Origin of the sequence: Streptomyces sp. NPDC006385, from assembly GCF_040612485.1 — a bacterium.
In the GTDB taxonomy this organism is placed as follows: domain Bacteria; phylum Actinomycetota; class Actinomycetes; order Streptomycetales; family Streptomycetaceae; genus Streptomyces.
The window spans coordinates 25,150-45,561 of sequence record NZ_JBEXQG010000061.1; the positions used below are offsets into that span (position 1 = coordinate 25,150).

At 71.0% G+C, this 20,412-nt stretch carries 19 protein-coding genes; 6 read left to right on the forward strand and 13 right to left on the reverse strand.

Features of this window, described 5'->3' with window-relative positions; genetic code table 11:
• Positions 1-34 precede the first annotated feature (34 nt).
• From ABZ078_RS33610 to ABZ078_RS33635, 6 genes are all read left to right on the forward strand, one after another.
• On the forward strand, positions 35-1,861 hold the full coding sequence (locus ABZ078_RS33610) for a glycoside hydrolase family 15 protein (protein ID WP_356581642.1): 1,827 nt from the start codon (positions 35-37) through the stop codon (positions 1,859-1,861).
• Between the two features lie 586 nt (positions 1,862-2,447).
• The gene (locus ABZ078_RS33615; RefSeq protein ID WP_189905137.1) at positions 2,448-3,047 is read left to right on the forward strand and encodes a class I SAM-dependent methyltransferase; all 600 of its coding nucleotides are present in this window, start codon (positions 2,448-2,450) and stop codon (positions 3,045-3,047) included.
• Between the two features lie 128 nt (positions 3,048-3,175).
• Positions 3,176-4,165 carry a LuxR C-terminal-related transcriptional regulator gene (locus ABZ078_RS33620; protein ID WP_356581625.1) on the forward strand — a complete coding sequence of 330 codons (990 nt, stop codon included), beginning with the start codon at positions 3,176-3,178 and terminating at the stop codon, positions 4,163-4,165.
• Positions 4,162-5,700 (forward strand): transcriptional regulator, XRE family protein, encoded by a 1,539-nt coding sequence (locus tag ABZ078_RS33625; RefSeq protein WP_189905141.1) that lies wholly within the window; start codon positions 4,162-4,164, stop codon positions 5,698-5,700. Before ABZ078_RS33620 ends, ABZ078_RS33625 begins: the two co-directional genes overlap by 4 nt.
• Before the next feature lie 65 nt (positions 5,701-5,765).
• Complete coding sequence (locus tag ABZ078_RS33630) at positions 5,766-6,791, forward strand: asparaginase (RefSeq protein WP_189905143.1); 1,026 nt, start codon at positions 5,766-5,768, stop codon at positions 6,789-6,791.
• Positions 6,791-7,255: a PPC domain-containing DNA-binding protein gene (locus ABZ078_RS33635; protein ID WP_189905145.1), complete on the forward strand. Its 465-nt coding sequence runs from the start codon at positions 6,791-6,793 to the stop codon at positions 7,253-7,255. The genes ABZ078_RS33630 and ABZ078_RS33635 overlap by 1 nt, the downstream gene beginning before the upstream one ends.
• A 312-nt stretch (positions 7,256-7,567) precedes the next feature.
• Here ABZ078_RS33635 and ABZ078_RS33640 read toward each other — a convergent pair whose 3' ends face one another.
• From ABZ078_RS33640 to ABZ078_RS33700, 13 genes are all read right to left on the reverse strand, one after another.
• Entirely contained in the window at positions 7,568-8,710 is a 1,143-nt protein-coding gene (locus ABZ078_RS33640) for a methyltransferase domain-containing protein (RefSeq protein WP_189905147.1), read from the reverse strand.
• Between the two features lie 28 nt (positions 8,711-8,738).
• Positions 8,739-9,599, reverse strand: coding sequence for a radical SAM protein (locus ABZ078_RS33645; RefSeq protein WP_189905150.1), 861 nt, complete (start codon positions 9,597-9,599; stop codon positions 8,739-8,741).
• A complete protein-coding gene (locus ABZ078_RS33650; RefSeq protein WP_189905152.1) occupies positions 9,596-9,982 on the reverse strand; it encodes a signal peptidase I in 387 nt (128 codons plus the stop codon). Before ABZ078_RS33650 ends, ABZ078_RS33645 begins: the two co-directional genes overlap by 4 nt.
• A gap of 197 nt (positions 9,983-10,179) precedes the next feature.
• Complete coding sequence (locus ABZ078_RS33655; RefSeq protein WP_189905154.1) at positions 10,180-10,746, reverse strand: DNA-binding protein; 567 nt, start codon at positions 10,744-10,746, stop codon at positions 10,180-10,182.
• A gap of 41 nt (positions 10,747-10,787) precedes the next feature.
• The gene (locus ABZ078_RS33660) at positions 10,788-11,753 is read right to left on the reverse strand and encodes a hypothetical protein (RefSeq protein ID WP_189905156.1); all 966 of its coding nucleotides are present in this window, start codon (positions 11,751-11,753) and stop codon (positions 10,788-10,790) included.
• The gene (locus tag ABZ078_RS33665) at positions 11,750-13,111 is read right to left on the reverse strand and encodes a cytochrome P450 (RefSeq protein ID WP_189905158.1); all 1,362 of its coding nucleotides are present in this window, start codon (positions 13,109-13,111) and stop codon (positions 11,750-11,752) included. The genes ABZ078_RS33660 and ABZ078_RS33665 overlap by 4 nt, the downstream gene beginning before the upstream one ends.
• The gene (locus tag ABZ078_RS33670) at positions 13,108-14,721 is read right to left on the reverse strand and encodes a prenyltransferase (protein WP_189905160.1); all 1,614 of its coding nucleotides are present in this window, start codon (positions 14,719-14,721) and stop codon (positions 13,108-13,110) included. Before ABZ078_RS33670 ends, ABZ078_RS33665 begins: the two co-directional genes overlap by 4 nt.
• Complete coding sequence (locus ABZ078_RS33675; protein WP_189905162.1) at positions 14,718-15,824, reverse strand: polyprenyl synthetase family protein; 1,107 nt, start codon at positions 15,822-15,824, stop codon at positions 14,718-14,720. Before ABZ078_RS33675 ends, ABZ078_RS33670 begins: the two co-directional genes overlap by 4 nt.
• Positions 15,825-15,951: 127 nt before the next feature.
• Positions 15,952-17,241 carry a cytochrome P450 gene (locus ABZ078_RS33680; protein WP_189905164.1) on the reverse strand — a complete coding sequence of 430 codons (1,290 nt, stop codon included), beginning with the start codon at positions 17,239-17,241 and terminating at the stop codon, positions 15,952-15,954.
• Positions 17,238-17,849 (reverse strand): ATP/GTP-binding protein, encoded by a 612-nt coding sequence (locus ABZ078_RS33685; protein WP_030379291.1) that lies wholly within the window; start codon positions 17,847-17,849, stop codon positions 17,238-17,240. The genes ABZ078_RS33680 and ABZ078_RS33685 overlap by 4 nt, the downstream gene beginning before the upstream one ends.
• A complete protein-coding gene (locus ABZ078_RS33690) occupies positions 17,827-18,207 on the reverse strand; it encodes a DUF742 domain-containing protein (RefSeq protein WP_189905166.1) in 381 nt (126 codons plus the stop codon). The genes ABZ078_RS33685 and ABZ078_RS33690 overlap by 23 nt, the downstream gene beginning before the upstream one ends.
• Positions 18,204-18,710, reverse strand: coding sequence for a hypothetical protein (locus ABZ078_RS33695; RefSeq protein WP_189905168.1), 507 nt, complete (start codon positions 18,708-18,710; stop codon positions 18,204-18,206). The genes ABZ078_RS33690 and ABZ078_RS33695 overlap by 4 nt, the downstream gene beginning before the upstream one ends.
• Positions 18,707-20,020, reverse strand: a complete 1,314-nt coding sequence (locus ABZ078_RS33700; RefSeq protein ID WP_356581631.1) for an ATP-binding protein — start codon at positions 20,018-20,020, stop codon at positions 18,707-18,709. The genes ABZ078_RS33695 and ABZ078_RS33700 overlap by 4 nt, the downstream gene beginning before the upstream one ends.
• Positions 20,021-20,412 lie beyond the last annotated feature (392 nt).

Here is a 20,412-nt window from a genome sequence, read left to right on the forward strand (position 1 = left end):
CATCCCCGCCCCCCGCAAGCCCGCCGAGACCCCCCTGCCGAGACGGCGTGCGGGCCGGATCGAGGACCATGCCTACCTCGGCAACATGCGCACCGGCGCGCTGGTCGACCGGGACGGCAGCATCTCGTGGATGGGCCTGCCGCGCTTCGACTCCAAGGCGCACTTCACCAGCATCCTGGGGACCGAGGAGCATGGACTGTGGCGCATCGGCCCCGTCGGCCCGGACGGCGCTGCGCCCGCGGCGGACCGGCGGCGCTACCTCGAAGACACCCTCATCCTCGAGTCCGTCTGGACCACCGAGGCCGGCACCGTCAAGCTGCTCGACTTCATGCCCACCACCGGCGACGCGGCGCAGCTGGTCCGCATCGTCCAAGGCGTCAGCGGCCGCGTCGCCATGCGCTCCGTTCTGCGGGCGCGGACGGGCTACGGACGCACGACGCCGCAACTCGTCTTCGGCGGGCGCCGGGTGAGCGCCAGCCTGGACGAGGGCAGGCTGTGGCTCGACGCGGACGTCCACCTCGGCGCGCGCGGCGATGACCTGCACTCCGAGTTCGCCGTGTCCGAGGGCGAGCAGGTGGCCTTCACTCTGTCGTGGCAGCCGGACCAGGCCACCCCGCCGCTGCCCGCGCCCGCCGCCCTGCTGCGGCAGACCGCGGACTTCTGGACCACCTGGGCCTCGCGCTGCACCCACACCGGCGCCCGCCGCGACGAGGTCATCCGTTCGCTGATCGTGCTCAAGGCGCTCACCTACGAGCCGACCGGCGCCATGGTGGCCGCCCCCAGCGTCTCGCTGCCCGAGGAGATCGGCGGCACCCGCAACTGGTCCTACGTGTACTGCTGGCTGCGCGACTCCGCGTTCGCCGCCGAAGTCCTTGCCGAGTTCGGCTACCGGCAGGAGGTGCAGGACTGGATCGGCTGGCTCACCACCGTCATCGGCGACGACTTCGACAACCTGCAGATCATGTACGGAGTCGGTGGCGAGCGGGACCTGGCCGAGGAGGAACTCGACTGGCTGCCCGGCCACGCCGGTTCCCGTCCGGTACGGATCGGCAACGGCGCGGCGGGGCAGCTCCAACTCGACGTGTTCGGCGAAGTCGTCTGCGCCCTGTACAAGGCGCAGCAGCACTATCCGGACCTGGCGCCGGCGGTGGCACCGCTCATCACCGGGCTCGTCCGGTGCGTGGCGAAGCTGTGGCGGGAGCCGGACGAGGGGATCTGGGAGATCCGCGGACCGCGCCGTCACTTCGTCCACTCCAAGGTCATGGCCTGGGCAGCCCTCGACCGGGCCGTCCGGTTCACCGAGGCCGGCCACATGGACGGGCCGCTGGAGCACTGGCGCGCGCTGCGCGACGAGATCCACCGGGATGTCTGCGAGAAGGGCTACGACCCGCAGCGCAACACCTTCACCCAGTACTACGGCTCCACCGAGCTGGACGCCGCCGTCCTGCACGCCCTGCTCTCCGGTTTCCTGCCCGCCGACGACAAGCGGGCCATCGGCACCATCGAAGCGGTCCAGCGGGATCTGTCCATCAAGGGCGGCTACCTGCTGCGCTACCGCACCAGCGACGACGGGCCGGGCGTCGACGGCCTGACCGGCCACGAGGGCACCTTCCTGATCGGGCTGGGCTGGCAGACCGTCTGCCTCCGGCGCATCGGGCGGACCGACGAGGCTGAGATTCTCACCCACGCGCTGCTCCATGCCCGCAACGACGTCGGACTCCTCTCCGAGGAGTGGGACCCGCACGCCGAGCAGCAGCTCGGGAACTTCCCGCAGGCCTTCTCGCACACCGCGGCGCTCCTGGTGCTGGCGGCCGCGCCCACCGCAGCGGAGCAGGACTCGGCGGAGGTGGCCGTCCCGTGAAGGCCCTGAACCCCCCGGCGTACGCGCCGTACGACACCGTCCCCGCACGCCGGCTGTCGGCGGGAGTTCTCGTGCCGTGCCGGGCAGCGGCCGGGTCTGCCGTCCTCGTCCGACCGCCAGTGAAGATGGTGCGGTGGCTGCGGAACGCCCTCCACACGGGCGTCTACCTCGCCACACTCCGTCTGCCCGTCGGCATCGTCGCGTGGGTGTACGAGCGCCGGTCTCGGGCTCGGCGGCGCCTTGCCACGGACAGTGAGCCGCTCCTGTCCCTCTTATGGGTCGGCGCTGTCATCGGCGGCCTGGTGCTGGTCGTCGTGATCACCGCTGGCGATGCCGCCGCCACACCCGCTGCAACGATCACACCGGCCTCGGACCCCCTCGCTACCGAAGAGCAGTCGCCTCACGCGGCGACCAATGCCGCGGCGGCACCTGGCGGCACCAACCACACTCCCGATGACGGAAGGCCACAAGCCCCTACTTCCGCGAGCGGGCAGTCCCGGGGAACGACGTCCTTCTCGGTGCAGTCTGCGCGATCGCTGTATCCGGCCCGTACGCCGCGCTCCCCCAGCACACTCAGGAGATCAGCATGACCAGGACGGCCGTACCGTCCTTGACGGCCGAGGACTGGAATGACCTCTATGCCTCCGGACGTGTGGCACCCCGGCTCATCGGCGACGGTGAACGCCGGGCCGCCCACAGCAGGTTGTCCCTGGTCCGCGGTATGCGTGCGGTCGATCTTGGCTGCGGCACCGGGAAGTGGACACGACAGCTCGCGGCCTGGGGCCTGGACACGATCGGCTTGGACTTCTCCCAGGTCGCCCTGGAGCAGGCCTGCGCTGCAGTGAGCCGCGCCCGCTACGAGCTGTGGGACATCGACAACAACGCGACGTCCGGCCTGCTACTTCCGGGCAGCGTCGACATCGTTTCCTGTCGGCTCTCCTTCTCGTTCTTCGACCGATCCCGGCTGCTGCCGAACGTGCAGCGGTGGCTGGCCCCGCGAGGTCGGCTCTACATCCTCACGGACGTCGCCGATCAGCACGACGGGCAGCTCCCTCCGTACGAGTGCGCAATGACCGAGGAGGAGATCTCGTCCCTCGGCAACGACGGCTGGCATGTGCGGAACATGTTCCGGCTCAACCGGCGGGCGGGGATCGTCCTCCAACCTTCCGGACCGCCTGGGCCGTGAAGCCCCTTCCCACCGCGGGGCGCGCCAGATCCCGAGCAGCCCTGCCGATCGTTCCGCGGAGAGGAAGCGTCACCTTCCCACGCGGGCCCCTGTACTTGATCGACACCCATGAAGAAAGGCAGGTCCCCATGACCATGGCGTCACCGACGCAGTCCGCTCGCGGTACGGATCGTGTTCCGGCGGACTCGGCCGACGGCGTCTGGACGTGGGCCGACGAGGGCGACCCGGAGTGGTCGTGGCTTCCTCGGTCCCGGACCGTCCCGGTCCCGTGCGGGAGGTACTTCGACGCCGTCCGCATGCCGGCCGACATCGCCGCGCCCGCCCTCCGGCGCCTCGGCAGCGGCTCGGGGCCGGTCCTGGCCAACGACGTCACCCGCGTTTGGTGGGCTCTCCTGCCGCTCGGGGAAGCCGAGCCGGGCCGCTGGGCGCCCGGGGTCCGGGTCCTGCGCCGGGGCACCGTCATCGGCATACCGCCGCGCGAGGTCACGGGAGGCAAGGACGTCCACTGGGTCGTCACCCCGGGGGCCAACACCACCTCCGCGACCCGGCTGCGCGAGGCCCTGATCGCTGCCGAGACCGCCCCCTCCCTCCCCGTGCTCCGCCCGGTGAACCGCCCCGTCTCACCGGCGAGGCGCCTGGCCCCGGCGCCGGACACAGCAGCGCTCCCTTTGAACCCCCGGCCGCTCACACCGACGCAGCTGCGCACCGGCCGGCTCCTGCTCGCCGGGAATACCAATCAGGAAATCGCCGCCGAACTGCAGGTGTCCGTGACGACCGTGCGCGATCACCTGAAGGGGATCGGCTACCGGGCCGGCGGAACCACCCCGGCCGGCCGAGCTGCCGCCCTCCTGGCCGGCGGACATCTCCCACCGCCGCAGACCGCCATGGCCGCGCCCGAGTTCACCTCCGACGACCTGGCCCTCATCCGAGCCGTCGCAGAGCTCTCCCACCCGGCCAGCGTGCCGATGCACCTGCGCGACTCCCAGGAGGACCACCTCGCGCAGCTTCGGCAGGCGGCCGGAGCCAGAAGCAACGCACACCTCGTCGCCTTGGCCTGGACACAGCTCACCGCTGCCCAGAGCCGCCCGATCGCGACGTCGGGCACGGAGGCATCATGACCCACCTCAACAACTCCGTGGCCGTCAAGGAGTCCGGGATGCCGCAGCCGCAACCACGTACCCTGCTGCAGCATCTCCTGGAGACCACCCCCGGGTTGAACTGCACGACGTGGGCCCGGTTTCAGGTTCTGTGGGGACGCATGGCGAGCGAGGCAGCACAGGGCTTAGGCCTCCCGAAGCTCGCCCAAGTCCGCGTATCGCGTTCCAGCTACCAGCGGTGGCTCTCCGGCGCCCACGTCACCAAGGGCGACACGGCGGTGATCCTGGAGTGGTACTTCGGCAAGAGCGCTGCCGAGCTGGCCCGGCCCGTACCCCACCGGGAGATCGTGCGGCCCAGCCCGCTTGACCCGAGCACCCTCACCGCCGCCACGCGGGCCCTGGACTACACCTGGAACACCTCCCGATACGTGCCGGGCGAGCCGAACACCGGCGTCATCGGGACCTGGGAGCTCTCCGGTGGCCGGCACTTCCACGGGACGGCCATCGGCTTGCAGCTGTACGAGGCCGCGCCCGACGGCGATCAGGTCGAGCTCAAGGAAGCCGACCTGCCGCACCTGCAGTCCTACGTCCGATCGTCGCGCCGTGGGGTGGTCCTCGCCTCCCTCGGCGCCGCGGGCGGGACAGGCCTGTATCTGCTGGACGCCGCGCACGCCCGCCGTCAGCTCACCACCGGCCAGGTTCCTCGCATCCCTACCGCCTACAAGCTGGACGATCTCACCTTCTCGCTCGCGCGGGCGCTGTACGTCCTGGACGACGGCATGCTCGCCGACGACCTGCCGCTGTCCGACCGGGCAGAGGAGCTCGGCTACTACGTCAAGACCGGTGACTCGGCACCGCCGAGGTCGGACATGCCGGAGCTCTCACCGGTTGGCGCCGCGTGGCTCGGCTCCAGCCTGTGCGCGCAGTACATCACCCGGCGTCTCGACGAACTGCCTGCCGTCCCCGTGTTCTGGACCCGGGAAGCCACCGGCGAAGAGTGCGCTCCCTGGCTCCTGTTCCGGCACAAGCACGAGTACCTCCAGGCCGTGGCTAGCCGCTTCGCCGGCGCGGCCAGCCCTCTGGGGCGTGCCTTCTGCGTCCCGGAGCGGGCCGTTGACAGCACCGAGCCGTCTGAGCGGATCCTGCTGCTCCTCACCGTCGCGATGATGGAGATGCACCGGATCACGGTGTGGATCACCAGCGACCCGGCCTACGCCCAGACCGAGGGGTTCGTCCTGGCCCAGGACCGGGCCATCCTGGCCAACTGGGTACGCGAGGACTCCGTGTGGCGTGTCGCCACCACGAGCGCCGTCCAGGATGTCGCCCCCTACCGGGAAGCGATCGCGCACGCCCAGGCCCACAGCATCGTCGACGGGCCCACCCCTGCCGCCCGGCTGCAGGCGCTGGCCGAGTACCTCGAGCTGGAGTGGACATGGCTGGTCGCCCGGTGTCGCGCGCTCGGTGAGAGCGGGATCACCGGCATGCTGCGGCCCCGCAGTCGTCATCTCACGCTCACGGCCCTCGACCAGACTCTGCGCTTCCTCGGCGCGCTGTAGGCAGCCGCGGTGGAGGTCGATAGGCTCAACCCGCTACGCTCCCAAGGTGATCTGAGGAACCAGCGTTGACGAAGGACCGCACCCGCCCCACCGTTGTCGTGGTCGGCCTCGGTGGCACCATCGCCATGATGCCCTCCGACCGTGATGGAGCGGCTCGCCCCACCCTGAGCGCGGAGGACCTGCTCGCCGCGGTACCCCAGCTGGACGGCACGGACATCGACATCCAGACGCTGTCCCTCGCGAGCAAGCCCGGCGCCTCGCTGACGCTGGACGACATTGACCGCCTCGCCAACCGGCTCCGGGCGATGGCCGGTGAAGGCACCGTCGACGGCATCGTCGTAACCCAGGGAACCGACACCCTGGAGGAGACCGCCTACCTGCTGAGCCTGCTGTACGCGGAGCAGGCCCCGCTCGTCGTCACCGGAGCCATGCGCGCCCCGCACCTGGCCGGCGCCGACGGGCCAGCCAACCTGCTCGCGGCCGTCACCGTCGCGGCCAGCCCCCACGCCCGCGGCCTGGGCGTTCTCGTGGTCTTCAACGACCAGGTCTTCGACCCCGCGCGTGTCCGCAAGGCGCACAGCACCAGCACCAGCGCATTCACCGCCCCCGACACCGGGGCCCTCGGCGTCGTCGCGGAAGGCGCCCTCCGCCTGCTCGCCGTCCCCGCGCACAAGCCCCGCCCCCTCGCCGCGACCCTCGACAGGCCAGCTCGCGTCGCCCTGTACTCCGCCACCCTCGGCGACGACGGCGCTCTCCTGGAGGTGCTGCTGAACCAGGTCGACGGCATGGTCATCGCCGGCTTCGGAGTCGGCCACGTCCCCGAGACCTGGGTTCCCGTCCTCGCGAAGGCGGCCCGGCGGATCCCAGTCGTCCTCGCCTCCCGCACCGGAGCCGGCACCACCCTCACGCGCGCGTACGGGTTCGACGGATCGGAGAAGGACCTGCTCTCCCGCGGTCTCATCGGCGCAGGCCACCTCGACCCGTACAAAGCCCGCCACCTCCTGACGGTGCTGCTGCGCAGCGGCGCCGACAACGACACGATCCGTGCGACGTTCGCTCCCGCCGGAACGACCGCGGAGGGACGAGGCTGATGCGAGCCACCGAACTGACCCTGGGGCGCTCTTTCGCGCTGGCCTTCGACGACGGCGACGACTTCGTCAAGGAGCTCACCGGCTTCTGCGCGGAGCAGGGGATCCGGCAGGCGATCATCCCGATGTTCCTCGGCGGATTCCGGCGGGTGCACCTGGTGGGGACAGCCGGTCCGCTGCAGGACCCGGAAGCGCCCGTGTGGGACGAGACGGTCCTGGAGACGGTGGAGGCCGTCGGCGCCGGGACCCTCGCCTGGAGCCCGGATACCGACTCCCTGGCCCCGCACCTTCACGTCGCGGTCGGACGCAAAGACCTCGAGGCCGCCGGCAGCGTGTCCCATCTGCTGTGGGCCGAGGTCCAGTTCATCCAGGAGTTGGCTCTACAGGAAGTCACCTCTCCCCCGATGTTGCGCCCCACGTGCGGTCCGTACAGCGTTCCTACGCTCACCTTCGATCCGTCTCGCTGACGAGCCCACCTTCCCAGGAACTGCGCCGGTCGGCCCTCTGCCACCGGGGATCCCGCACTCCGCCATGCAGGTGGTGAACTCGCAGTACGCGACTGGGGCGCCTCCGGCGGCGCTTCGCCCTGGGTTCTGTCCACCCTGGACAGCTCGCCCTGCCCCTGAACCTGGCTGGTATCCGGCGGCTCCTCCACCGTGGCGCCCGACCGCATGCCAGCACCCAGAGGGTGGGAAACCTCGGTGAGCAGGTCTGTCCCACCCCCGATGCAGAATGCGGAGACTCTTCTCGAGCCCCAGCGCAGTAGGAAGGTGGGCCGGCTACAGGGTGGCCGTCCAGCCGCCGCGGGTGAGGGTGGTCTCACCGTCGGGCGTGATGGTGACCTGCGCCCCGTACACCGGCAGCTCCCCGACCCAGTTGAGGCGGTCCAGGATCTCCTCCAGAGGGTCCCACAGACGGCGCGGGCCTCCCTGGTACACCGTGGGGGCCTCTCGGGGAGCGGTAGCGTGGGCGCGGACCCATGAGCCGTCGGGATGGGCCATCCAGACCGTGTGCCTGCCGTCCGGGGACCAGCGGTGGCGGTGTTCGATGCCCGGCACCTGAAGCTGGAGCATGGAGCGGACGCTCCATGCTTCCGGCACGAACACCAGATGGTGGCGGCTGACGCTCTCCTCGCCGGCGCCGCACCTCGCCTCCGTCCAGACGGAGGCCGGGACCGTCTCCTCGTAGTCCTCGCCCTGGCGGGCGCTCATGAAGGAGGCCGGCTCGAAGGAGGTCCAGCCGCGGGCGCCGCCGTCCGGGGTTTTGTCGGCGTAGAGGATCAGGCCGGTTCCGGTGATCGTGGTCACGAGCCGGCCGTAGGGGCGCAGAGCCTGAAGCCAGGCAGCCGGGATGGTCGGCACGGAGACGGTGGACACGATCCGGTCGAACTCGCCGGGGAGCGGCCCCTGCGTGAGGTCGCAGACCGCGGTCTTGGGGCGGAGCCCGATGGAGGCGAGCCGGTCGGTGGCGGCCTCCACGAGGTAGGGGTCGACGTCGACGCTCGTCACCCGGTCGGCGCCGAGGCGGTGGCAGGCCAGGGCGGTGCCGTAGCCGGTGCCAGTGGTCACCAGCGTGCGACACCCGTCGGTGATGTCCGCGTGCCGGTACATCCCCAGGACCAGGCCCGGCTCCGTCGAGGACGACGTCGACACCCCGGCGGTGACGACGGTGCCCGGTTCGGCGTGATCGGCGTGCAGAGCCCCGACCCGCGTCACCAGCGTGGTGTCGCTGTACGCAGCGGCGAGCCACGCGTCGGGGTCGGCCGCGCCGTCGCGCACTACCCGGCCGCCAGCCGCCTGGTCCCGCTCGTACCACCGGGGCACGAACAGGTGCCGAGGTGTACGGGCGACGGCGGCCTCCCAGGGGGATCCGGGCCGGGCTACCTTCTCGCCCAGCCGCTGGGCATGTGTCTCCCAGTCCATGTCCGCTTCTCCTCTACCTCGGCCGGCCTCAGCCCATCGGCCCGCAGGAGCCGCCCCCGGACGAGCTGTCGTCCGAAGGCCCGCAGTCCGGCCCGCAGGGGTCCGCCGACATCCGGGCCGGGACGCTCGCGCGGGCCTGCGCCCACTCGGGGCTGGCCAGGATCGACGCGAGCGGCCTCTCGCGCACGGTGCCCGCCGTCGCCAGGAAGCGGCCGATCTCGCAAGGCGCCACCCGGCCGTCAGGGAGCACGGCGGCCTTGCCGTTGGCGCACCGTCCGCACAGCGACGACGTGGACGGGAGCAGCCCGCCGGCGGCGCGGCCGACCGGGCGGACCGGGTCGACGGAGGCGGTGACCCCGAGGGCTTCCATCTCGGCGCGGGCCTGCTGCGCCCGCTGGCCGTCCCCGTGATCGACGATGGCGACCCGCAGCTTCACCTTCCGCTCTACGGCTTCGATGATGGCGGCGTGCGTCGCGGCGTGGGACCCGTTTCGACCAGTGACGGCGTCGTGCTCGGCAGCGACGTCGCTGTAGTACGAGGTGGCGACGCTCACCCGCGGGTCCTCGAAGAGCGCCCAGTGCTCGGCGCGGACCTTGTAGAGGTTGGAGTGGACCCGGACGTGCAGGCCGACGCGCAGTGCGTGCTCGACGAGCTCGGTGAAGCCGGGGTGCAGGGTGGGCTCGCCGCCGATGAACTGCACGGTGCTCGTGCCGAGGGCGGCGGCCTCGTCGATGAGCCGGTGCCAGTCGTCGGTGGTCATGCTGCCGTGGCCCTTGGTCGGGCCGGCCTCGGCGTAGCACTGACCAGGGCAGGTCAACTGGCAGCTGGAGGTGATCTCCAGCGAGAGGAAGTCAACCGACGTAGTGGGGCGGGTGTCCAAAACGGTCATGGGGTGCTCCTGTCTGGGGCCTTGTAGCCGGGGATGGAGGGCCACCGCACGGTCAGGACGACCGACTCTTCCTCTGCGATCCACGAGTGGTCGACGCCGCGTCCCCAGACGACGTAATCGCCCGGTTCCTCAAGCAAGGCGTCGCCGCCGTCTTCCTCGCGGAGCTGGACGCGGAACTTGCCGCTGACGAGGACGAGGAGGCTTTCGCGTTCCTCGCCGGTGACCCAGGCGGTGCGCTGGTCACCGCGCCGGTGGACTCCCCACTTGATCTCGACATCCGTGCTGTGCCGGAGGTCGCCGGGGGTCTTGAAATGGCCGAGGAGCCACCCCTGGTCGTCGAGTGCGTCCTTGCCCGCGTTGCCCTTGTATACGCGGTCGTTCACGGTCGGGAACGTAGCAGAGGTGCGGTGGTGTTCGGGGTGCATCAGATCTAAAGGGCTCGTTCGTAGATGGAGGTAATGAGGTCGTTGTCCGGGGTGGGGTGGGGTGGGGGCGTTGTCGGTGATGCCGGTGATTGGGCGGCGCCCGGTGGTGTTGTCAGGGGTGCGGCCGGCGGAGCGCACAGATCGGCGGAGGCCGATCAGGGTGAGGAACTTGCCAACTGCTTCACCAGGGTTGTCGGTGCGCAGCGTGTAGACGACGCGGGGTGCCGCGGCTTGGTGTTCGTCTCGATGAACTCGCTTCGCGCGGGGCTGGCGTTAAGGAGTCCCCAGGCGTGGCCGAGGCCGACCAGGTGCGTGTCGTTGGCGGCCCCGGCCTTGTCGACGAGGTCGGCGATCATCGGGCGGACATCGGCTGGGGCGATCTCGACCGCTCGGGCGATGTCGTGGGTCTCCGGGTGCTCGGCGAGCGCGCGCAGCAGCCGCAGGTCCTGCTCGCTGAAGTCGGGGATGTGCTCGGGGGCCGGCGGTGGAGGTACCTGTCCGCTGGCCAGTACGGCGTGGGCGCGGGCGGGCCGGCCGCGGCGGCTGGTGATGCCGTACTTCTTGCCGATGGCGACGATGTGGCCGGTGAACGTCGTGGTGCTGATGCCCAGGGCTTGGGCGCCGTCGGCGTTCGATGCTCCGGCGACCAGGTGTGCGGCGGCCCGCTTCTCGGCCGGGGTGAGCTGGGTGAGTTCTTGTGCGGTGCGGATCTTCACAGGCATGGGAGGTGCTTTCGGTGGTGAGGTGAGTACCCCGGCTCAGGTCACGGGGTGGTGTACCGGTCGTGGTCGATGTGCCAGATGAACGCGTGGACGGTGTGCTTCAGGGCCTGGGCGTGATGCGTGAGCGGCAAGGAACCGGTGGCGGACAGCTCGTCGATGAGAGCGCGGGCGAGCAAGGCCTGCTCTTCGCACATCCGGGCAGCGGTCATGAACGCCTCGGAGAGCTGGAGGTGGCGCTCGCGCATCAGCAGTGTCGGCAGGCTCAACGGCGGCACGGGGCTCCGGCTCGCCTCCCGCGAGTAGGAGGCGAGGTCGTTGACCCACCCGGCCAGACGCGCGACTGCGGACTCCGACCGGTCCACCAGGTCCGCAGCGCCGTGCCGCTCGGGCAGTTCGTAGGAGAGGGCGATCGGTGCGATGGCGGTGAGGGTGCGGGCGAAGACGGTGAGGGGCCGCATCGTGCCGTAGGTGTGCAGCGGGACGCGGCTGGGGTCGTTCAGGTGCTGGGCCTCCCAGAGGAGCCCGAGGAGGTTTCCGTGCAGGTGTCCGGTGAGGGTGAGGTACTGGCTGGGCGTGGCCCTGCCCCGGATGCGGTCGAGGAGGTCGCGCAGCGCTGTCGTGAACGGGCCTGGCGGTGCCGTGGGGGTGTTGTCGGCCAGGACGCCGGTCAGATCGTCGATGTGGTTGGCCAGGGCGGCGGGGTCGGCCGCAGCGGTCGTCTCGCCGTGGGTGTCGTCGAAGGCCACGAGCCACAGGAAGAGCTCGGCCGCGAGCAGCAAGCTGTCGAGATCGGCGGTGGGCAGCGCGCGGACGATGCCCTGGCTGGTGATGCCACACAGGGTACGGAGCTCGTCGGCCGGCACGGGGAGGTTCCGTTCGGCGGCCCAGCGCCGGAGGTGCCTGTCCGCGGTGACAGCGTGCGGGCTGGTCGGGAACGGGCCGGGGAAGGCGGCACCGAGATCCGGCATGGTGAGGGGGACGGGCGCGATGCCGGGGCCGCTGTTCACGCCGCCTCCCGGGCGGTGCCGCTCTGGCGGGCTTCAGTTCTCATCCGCAGGACGGACGGGTGGACCGTGATCGCGCCGACCGGCACGGGCCGGATCCCGGGGGCCGGTCGCAGCCGCCAGCGGGAGGCGATGAGGGCCGTGATGATCGTCATCTCGGTCCAGGCGAACGCGTCGCCGAGGCACTGGCGCTTGCCGGCGCCGAACGGGATGAAGGCGTTCTTCGGCGGCTGCGGCCGGTCCGGCAGCCAGCGGTCGGGGTCGAACCGCAACGGATCGGGGTACAGGCCGGGGTCGCGGTGCAGGGTGTAGGGGCTCCAGACGACATCGGTGCCGGCGGGCAGGGTGAAGTCGCCGAGCCGGACCGCGGCGGTGGCCTGCCGGGTCACCAGCCAGCCGGGGCTGTACAGGCGGAGGGTCTCCTGGACGAGAGCGCGGGTGAACGTCAGCCGCGGCAGGTGGTCGGCAGTGAGTTCCTGTCCGGCCAGGACGGTATCGACCTCGGTGTGGAGTCGTGCCTCGAGCTCGGGGTGGCGGCCGATCTCGTGGAAGAGCCAGGCCATGACGACGGCCGTCGTCTCGGAGCCAGCGGCGAGCAGGCCGGTGACTTCGGACAGGATCTCGTCGTCCGGGAGCGGGGCGCCGGTCTCGTCCCGGGCGTCCAGAAGCATCGAGACGACGTCGTCGTAGTCGTCGGGCCGTGTGCGGTGGTCGGTGATGATGGCGGCCACCGCCTGGTGCAGGATGCTGCTGGCGCGGGCGAGCCGCCGGTTGTGGCGGGTGGGCAGCCGGTCGAGCAGGGGCAGCGGCACGAGGGCGCGCCGGAGGGCCGCCTTGAAGAGGGTGTCCACGCTCGTGAGGATCGCGCGGGCGGCGTGAGGCGCGGGGGCGGCGGAGAACGCGGCGGTCATGACGATGTTCTGGGCCATCAGCTGCATCTCGGTCTTCAGGTCGAGCTCGTCGCCCTCGCTCCAGGTGCCGATGGCCGAGGCGGCGGTGTCGCGCATGGTCCGGACGTAGCCGGTGACTCGCTCGCGGTGGAAGGCGGGCTGCATCAGCCGGCGGCGCGTGAGGTGCCGGGGCCCGTCGGCCACCGGCAGGGCGTCCTTGCCGAAGAGCTTGAGCTTCTCGAAGAGCAGGCCCTTGGTGAAGTGGCCGGACTGGGCGGTGAGCATCTGGTGGATCAACTCGGGCGAGTTGACCACGGTCACGGACTTCGGGCCGAGCGTGATCCGCACGATGGGGCCGTGGGTGCGCAGTTGCTGGAGGAAGGCCAGCCGGTCACGCAGGAGCGGCAGGGCGTGTCCGATGAGCGGGCGCCGGCCTGGGGCGATCGGCGCGAGTCGGTGGTCGGCTGTCACGAGGCCACTCCTTGCGTGTGCCGTCCGGGGCCGTGCCGGGTCAGCAGCTGGCGGGCGGCAAGGATCTCGGCCTGGATCATCGAGGTGGGGGCGTAGAGCGTCTTGTCGTGCCACAGCGCCGGCGGCTCGCGCCGGGTGTCCCAGGCGTCGAGGGCGTGCTCGGCGCGCTGGAGCGCTGTGCGCCACCCGGGACGGATGGCGGCGGCGGGATCGGCGAGGAGGATCTGCACCGCGTACGCGGTCTCCTCCGCTGTGCCGCCCCAGATACCCCAGGTTCCGTCGTCGTGCTGGCTGGCCAGGACCCGGTCGACAGCCCTCTGGATGGCTTGGCGGGTGCCCGGTCCGGGGTGGCCGAGGAGTGCTCGTACGCACCGCTCGGTGGCGTAGTACGGGGAGGCGTGCCATTTGTCCGTCCAGGCGCCGTCGGTCTGCTGATCCACCAGCCAGTCGCGCACCAGATCCATGCGCGGGTGGTGGACCGGGCTTACGGCCGGCCGCAGACGGAGGTGGGCTGTCAAGGCCTGGAGGGCGTGGGCGTTCGCCGTGACGGATCCGGTGTCCTCGCCGATGTAGCACCGGTAGTGGGTGTCGGCCCAGAACGCGGCGAGCGGGGCCGGGTCACAGGCTGTGCCGGTGACGGCGGCCACCAGCACGGCCATCGAGGTGTCGTCGGCGTCGGGCAGCAGCCCCGGGGCGCCGCGGACCCCGGCCGGGTCGTAGATGTCGTGTGCCCAGGCCCCGGCCGCGGCGCGGCACGCGGGCGGCAGGCCGGGGCGGGCGAGGGCGGCGGCGACCCACAGCCGCTCGAAGGCACGGACCGGTGCGGCCTCCGGCAGGAGCCCGCCGTATCGGCGGGCCGCGGCCGACAGGGCCGCCCTCGCCTGCTCTCCCTGCGCACGGTCCGGCTGGGAGGCGAGCCATGCGGCCGTGGCCGCGGGCGAGCTGCCGAGCAGGCCGTCCGGCACGGGCACCGCGTCGCCGGGCAGATGCCGGGCGACGCCCTCGAAGGTGTGGTGGAGCTTGCCCGGGACACCGGCGCGGCACCGCTGCGCGATCTCCTCGTGCCGATCGGGCCGGAATCCGGGCGGCACGCTCAGGCGCGCCCCGCGCGAGAGCGGCCCGAGGTGGGGCAGCGTGCCGATCACGGGCCGGTCCAGGAGGTTGTTGATGCGGGCGATGAGGCTGGGGACGAGGACTTCGATGGCTGCGGTGTCCGGCCACGGCCCGTCGGCCGGCAGGGCGCGCAGCGCGGCGAGGCCGTCGGCCGCGGCCGATGCGAGCCGGCCTCGGGTCGGGACGGCAGGGGTCTCGTCGCGGACGATGGTGGCGAGCAGGGCTTCGACGGCGCTGAGCGTCGGAAGCAGCCGGTACCGCGCCGGGCCTTCGCCCCAGGTGCCGTCCGGCAGCTGCTGGTTCAGCAGCCATTCGAGCCGGGTTCCGTGCCCGTCGAGCTCCGGTGCCAGGGAGATGACGCGCGCCGTCTCGTATACCGATGCGCGGACGCTGCCCCACGGGTCGGCGTCGATGTCCGCCATCAGGCGGACGGCCTGGGAGTCGAACCGCCGAAGCGCCTGCGGTATGGCAGCGGTGCTTGCCCGGGTGCCGGTCACGACTGCCGCACCGTGGCTATGCCGGCGATCTCCCTCAGAGCCTCGGCGGCGGGGAAGGGAAACGGGGCCCGGTCGAGTACGGTCAGGGCCGCATGGCGCCGGGCCGTGATCATCGTCTCGACCTGCCGGCGAGCTCCGGAGTGCTCGATGACGTCACGTACGCGCCCGAAGTCCTCGTCCGACAGGTCCGGGTTGCCGACCGCCGTGCGCAGCAGCCGTTTGTCGGCGGCGGAGGCCGATTGCAGGGCGAGCGCCATCAGCACGGTGGCCTTGCCCTCCCGTATGTCGTCACCGACCGGCTTGCCGGTCTTGGCCGGATCGCCGAAGACGCCGAGGAGGTCGTCGCGCAGTTGGAAGGCCTCCCCCAGCGGGATGGCGAACTCGCTGCAGGCGCTGTGCACATCGGGTCCGGCGCCGGCGAGAGCCGCGCCGATGCGCAGCGGCCATTCCACGGTGTAGGAGGCGGTCTTGTAGCGCACGATCCGCAGCGCGGCCTCGATGTCGTCGCAGGGGCGGCCGGTCGCCATCAGGTCGAGGTACTGGCCGTACACGAGCTGGCTGCGCATGGTCTCCAGCAGGGGCTGGATCTGCCACGTCGCCTCCGCGCCAGGGCCGGTGCGGATGAGGTCGTCCGACAGCGTCAGGACGAGGTCGCCGAGCAGGAGGCCGGCGGCCAGGCCGTGAGCCGTGGCCCGGCGGGGCGGGTGCCCGTCGGCGACGTACGCCGTGGCGAGCGCGTGGTGCGCCGTGGGGCGGCCGCGGCGCAGGTCGCTGCGGTCCATCACATCGTCGTGGATCAGAGCGAAGGCATGGAAGAGTTCCAGGGACGCGGCCATACGCAGAATCCGGTCCCGGTCGCCGCGCCCCTCACCGGCGTACCAGCCTGTGACGCACAGGTGTGCCCGCAGGCGCTTGCCGCCGTCCAGGAGACTGCTCAGCGTCGTGAACAGCGGAGTCATCTCCGGCCCAGGCGCGGCCTGGGCCCTCTTGGCGAGGAAGTCGACGAGGATCGCGTCGACTTCGTCCCGTACGGCGGGCAGATCCGGCAGGGCGGTGGCGGATGTCACCGGTCGGCGTTTCCCCGTCTGGTCGAGGACCGTCATGGGGGCCTCCTTCTTCTTCAGAGCGGACCGAGATGGGCGGCTGTGAGGGGGCGGGTCGGCGTCGCCGGGCCGGGCTTACCCGTGGCGCGGCAGCACTCCTTGCTGCGTGGTGCGGGAAAGGCGAGGTTCAGCGCGGCCGGACGGAGGCCGGCAGCCGCCCGGCGGCGGGCCGTCGCGGCTCGGTGCTAGCCGGGCGAGGCGGGGTGCTCGGTGCCGGTGTGAGCGGGGTGAAGCGGCAGGGAAGTGCCGTCAGGACGCGGTAGATGGGGTCGGGCCGGTGCGCCAGCTGCTCGGCCGGTGCGGCGAGTTCGATGTCCGGCAGGGTGGCGGTGAGCCGCTCGATCGCCGCGATCGCGACGACGAGGGCGATGGACTGCGCGGGGCACTCGTGCGGGCCGGCGGCGAACGCCAGGTGCGCCTTGCGGTCGGAGCGGAATCCCTCACTGGTCTGTCCGGTGTAGGGGCAGGTGTTGATCGCGGCGTAGGAGACGAAGACCGGTTGGCCCTGCTCGATGTCACGTCCGTGGAAGTGCACGGAACGGTTCGGCCGGTGGAGGCTGTACATGGCCAGGGGCGGGTCGTTCCACAGGACGTCGTCGATGGCGTGCCGGATGGGCAGGCTGCCGGTCGTGAGGGTGCCGCGGTAGCGGTCGTCGGAGAGTATGCGGGCGGCGGTGTTGGCGATGAGACCGGCCAGCGTTTCCCAGGCGGCGCCCTGGGTGATCAGGACCTGGTTGGTCACTTCTTCCGGGGATAGGCCGTTGGGGTGGTCGATGAACCACGAGGTGAGGTCGTTGCCTCGCTGGGCGGCCTTCGTCTGGTAGAGCGTGCCGAGGTAGGCGCCGAGGGACTGCTCGCCTTGGGCCTTGCGGGTGAGATCTGTACTCGTCATCGCTTCGACCGCGCCGATGAGCTGGGCCGCGGCAGCGTCGGGCATCCCGAAGAGGGAGTTGAGCACCATCAAGGGGAGCCGCCGGGCGTACTGGTTGACGAGGTCGGCGCGGCCGGCGTGGGAGAACTCGGCCAGGAGCGTGTCGGCGTGCCGCAGCGTCGTGTCCCGCACGTGCCGGGGGTCGAGGAGCGCGAAGCTGTCGGTGATGACCCGGCGCAGGTGTGCGTGTTCCTGCCCGTCCGCGAAGAACAGGCTGGGGCGCCACTGGAGCATCGGCATGACCGGACTGTCGGCCGGGACGTGCTGCATCCATCCGCGGGTGTCCTTGGTCCACAGGCCGGTCCGGTCGTGGAAGAGGTCCAGGGCGGCCCGGTAGTCGGTGATCACCCAGACGAGGACGCCGGCGTCGATCTCGGCGAGTCCTACGGGGCCCTGCTCTCGCAGGCGGGCGAAGCTGCGCTGGGGGACGGCGGCGTGCTCGGCGGTGTAGAGCGGCACGGCGGAGAACGGGGGGGCGGACGTCATGACAGATCGGCTCCGGCGCGGGATACGAGGTGGTCGGCCAGTGTTCTGAGCGCGTTCAGTACCGACGTGCGGTCCCGCGCGTCGCAGGTGACCAGGGGGGTGTGCTCTTCCAGGTCGAGCCTTTTGCGCACGAGGTCGAGTTCGTGCTCGGGGGTGTCGGGGAACTGGTTCAGCGCGACGACGTAGTCCAGTCCGGCCTCCTCGACGAGGTCCATCACCTCGAAGGAGGCGCCCAGTCGGCGGGTGTCGACGAGGACCAGGGCGCCGAGGGCTCCCTGGGCGATGTCCTCCCAGATGACCCGGAACCGCTCCTGCCCCGGCGTCCCGAACAGGTACAGGACGATGCGGGCGCCGGGCAGCGTGAGGCGGCCGAAGTCGAGGGCGACCGTGGTGGTGTTCTTGCCGTCGACGACCAGGTCGTCGACCGACGCCGCGGCCTGTGTCATCGGCTCTTCCGTGTGCAGGCTGCGGATCTCGGACACCGTCTCGATGGCCGTGGTCTTACCGATCCCGAACGGCCCGACGATGAGGATCTTCACCAGGTCGAAATCCCCGTCGGGCAGGTACACCGGTGACGGCGGGCTGCTAGAGGGCGGTGAGGAGACCATCGCGGACCCTTTCCAGGAGAGACTTGGGGGGCCGCCCGGCCCCGGGTGTCCGAATGCCGTCGGGAATCCCGGAGAGAGGCGTTCGTGCCATCAGGTAGCCGTCGTCGACGAGCTGGGAGGCGAGCATCTTGCAGACCCCCATCGGCAGTCGCAGATAGCCAGCGGATTCTGCGACGGTCAGCGACCCCTTGGCGGTCAGGTCGAGCAGCCGCTGCTGTGCCGGGGTGTGGTGGGGCTTGGCCGGCAGGCCGGTAGCGATAAGCACGGTGAGCGCCTGCAGTGAGTTGCGGGTGGATGCGCTGCTGCCTCCGGGCGCCAGGTAGCTCGGGACGAGCCTGCGTCCCTGGCCTTGGCTCATGAGGCCGGGCCGTCGTTCCGCGACGACACGCTCATGACCTTCTCACCGAGCTTCCTCGCCCGCGTGGCCATGGTCTGCGCGATGATGCCCATCGGCGTCGCCGGGCCGAACGCGGCGGCCAGGTAGGCGTTCGTCCCTCCGCCCACGGGCATGACCATGAGGGTGCCGGCGCTCACGCCGTCCTGCGACGTGGGGTCGACGTCCAGCTGCACGGTGATGGTCGAGATGGGCGTCTTCTCGTGAGCGCCGAGGGCCTCCACCGCCGCGGCACGGCTCGCTCCGTGGAGGGACGAGATCGCCGCGGAGACCCGGTCGACCATATCCCTCTTGGCACGGTCGTCCATGTCCCTCTTGGCCGTGCCCCTGGTGGTGCCTTCGGACACCCCTACGACGATTCCGTCAGAGGAGATGATCAGTGCGATGTGCACACCGCTGATCGTGGTGATCGGGTCCAGGACCCAGGACGGATCGGCGATCTGCGCGGCGAGGGTGGAGCTGCTCATGTTCGGTCCTCGTTTCGGATGTCAGAAGGGGTTCCGGCTCGTCCGGCGGCTATCCCCTGTTCGAACGCGTCCCAGGTGTTGCGGGCCTGCTCCGGCTCGGGGGGACGACCTCCGGGTACGGCGCGCTCCTCCAAACCGGGCACCCTGCGGCCGCGGCGGTGCCGCTGGGGCAAAACCCCGCTGTCCGGGCTGGCGGCCCCGGGGTCGTCGGAGGTGATCGCTCTGCGTGGTGCGCGGGGGGCAGGGGCCGGCAGAGGGGACATGGCGGAGAGGGGGGCCGTGTGAGGGTCGATCGAGGTAACCAGAGCCGGGGGGATGGTGATGATCGCGCGGACCCCCGAGTAGGGGGACGCCTGATCGACGGTGACCTGGAATCCGTGGTCGGCGACCAGCTGGCCGATGGCCGCGAAGCCGAGGGCGGGAGGATCACCGAGCTCGGTCAGCAGAACCTGCTGCCTGCCGGCGAGCAGTTGTGCCGCGCGACTGGCTTCCTCGGTAGTCATGCCCTTGCCGGCGTCGTCGATCTGGATGCACACCGCGCCGTTGTCGGTCTGCAGGAGGGTGACCTCCACCGAGAGGTCCGCCCGTGACGACTCCAAGGCGTTCGCCAGCAGCTCCGTGCAAGCCACCGCGATGGGCTCCGCAGCGCGTCCGACAACGCCGACGGTGTCGGTGCGCAGCTTGGAGTGGAGGTGGATGCGCTCGAAGCCGTGCAGGCGGGAGGTCGCCCCGGTGACGAGGTCGGGAAGATGGGTGTCCGAGCGGACGAGGCCGGGCCAGGAGCCGGCGACGATCGCTCCCTTCTGGACCAGGCGCGCCAACTGCTCGTTGAGGTGGTCGAGACGGAAGTAGTTCTTGAGGGTCTCTTCGTCCTCGCAGGTCTGCTGCAGAGTGTCGAGATCGGTCTGAAGCTGGTACGACTTGGCCTGGATCTCCATGAAGGCGCCGCGTAGTGCAGCGCGGGCCGCCGCATCCACACGGTGCCGCTCTTCGAGAACCACCTTCGCGAACAACTCCTGGACCGAGTCGAGGAGGGCCGCGAACTCGGTGCCGGACAGGCTGGTGTCCCCCAGACCGGGAACGGGGTAGTGAGCGCTGCGCAGATGCAGAGCCTGGCTGGGCAGCCGCACGTTTACGAGATGCTGCAGCGCCTCGATCTTCCGCTGTTCCTCGGCCGCAGCGCTCGCTCGGGCCTGGGCGTGACTGCGAGAGAGCGTCCGGCGTGATCGTGCCGTGAGCGCCACGGCGATGACGATGCCGACGATTGTGGCACTCAAGGCCGCGATGGCCACTTCGTGTATCGCAGTCACGGTCAGGTCCTCGGGTATCGAGGCCGCCTCCCCGGACACCGTGGGGTGATGTCAGGGTCACCCTGGGGGATGTTCGGCACATCCGGGGAAGCGGCGGATGGTGACAGGCGAGTGGTCGAGTGCTCCGGGACCTCGCCTGAGGGACGTGAGGGGTGGTGCAGTCGTCAGCTCCAAATCCGGTCTCGGCAAGCCGGTTTGGAACTGATCAACACCCTGCCGCGCTCCTGGAAGGTTCCGCCAGGGGGTGGCTGTGTCACCTCCGTGGTCACTTTTTCTCGCCCGTGCCACCAACCCGGACGTCGAAAACGTCATAGCCTTCGCAAACCTCGTGGCCGCTGAGGGCAGAGCGCTGGAAAAGTGACCACGGAGGTGACACACCGGTCTCCTGGACG

Coding starts and splice junctions, on each gene's coding strand:
- ABZ078_RS33635 (WP_189905145.1), top strand. CDS start 6,791: ATGCGAGCCACCGAACTGACCCTGGGGCGCTCTTTCGCGCTGGCCTTC.
- ABZ078_RS33620 (WP_356581625.1), top strand. CDS start 3,176: ATGACCATGGCGTCACCGACGCAGTCCGCTCGCGGTACGGATCGTGTT.
- ABZ078_RS33640 (WP_189905147.1), bottom strand. CDS start 8,710: ATGGACTGGGAGACACATGCCCAGCGGCTGGGCGAGAAGGTAGCCCGG.
- ABZ078_RS33655 (WP_189905154.1), bottom strand. CDS start 10,746: ATGCCTGTGAAGATCCGCACCGCACAAGAACTCACCCAGCTCACCCCG.
- ABZ078_RS33690 (WP_189905166.1), bottom strand. CDS start 18,207: ATGAGCCAAGGCCAGGGACGCAGGCTCGTCCCGAGCTACCTGGCGCCC.
- ABZ078_RS33695 (WP_189905168.1), bottom strand. CDS start 18,710: ATGAGCAGCTCCACCCTCGCCGCGCAGATCGCCGATCCGTCCTGGGTC.
- ABZ078_RS33685 (WP_030379291.1), bottom strand. CDS start 17,849: ATGGTCTCCTCACCGCCCTCTAGCAGCCCGCCGTCACCGGTGTACCTG.
- ABZ078_RS33675 (WP_189905162.1), bottom strand. CDS start 15,824: ATGACGGTCCTCGACCAGACGGGGAAACGCCGACCGGTGACATCCGCC.
- ABZ078_RS33615 (WP_189905137.1), top strand. CDS start 2,448: ATGACCAGGACGGCCGTACCGTCCTTGACGGCCGAGGACTGGAATGAC.
- ABZ078_RS33645 (WP_189905150.1), bottom strand. CDS start 9,599: ATGACCGTTTTGGACACCCGCCCCACTACGTCGGTTGACTTCCTCTCG.
- ABZ078_RS33680 (WP_189905164.1), bottom strand. CDS start 17,241: ATGACGTCCGCCCCCCCGTTCTCCGCCGTGCCGCTCTACACCGCCGAG.
- ABZ078_RS33625 (WP_189905141.1), top strand. CDS start 4,162: ATGACCCACCTCAACAACTCCGTGGCCGTCAAGGAGTCCGGGATGCCG.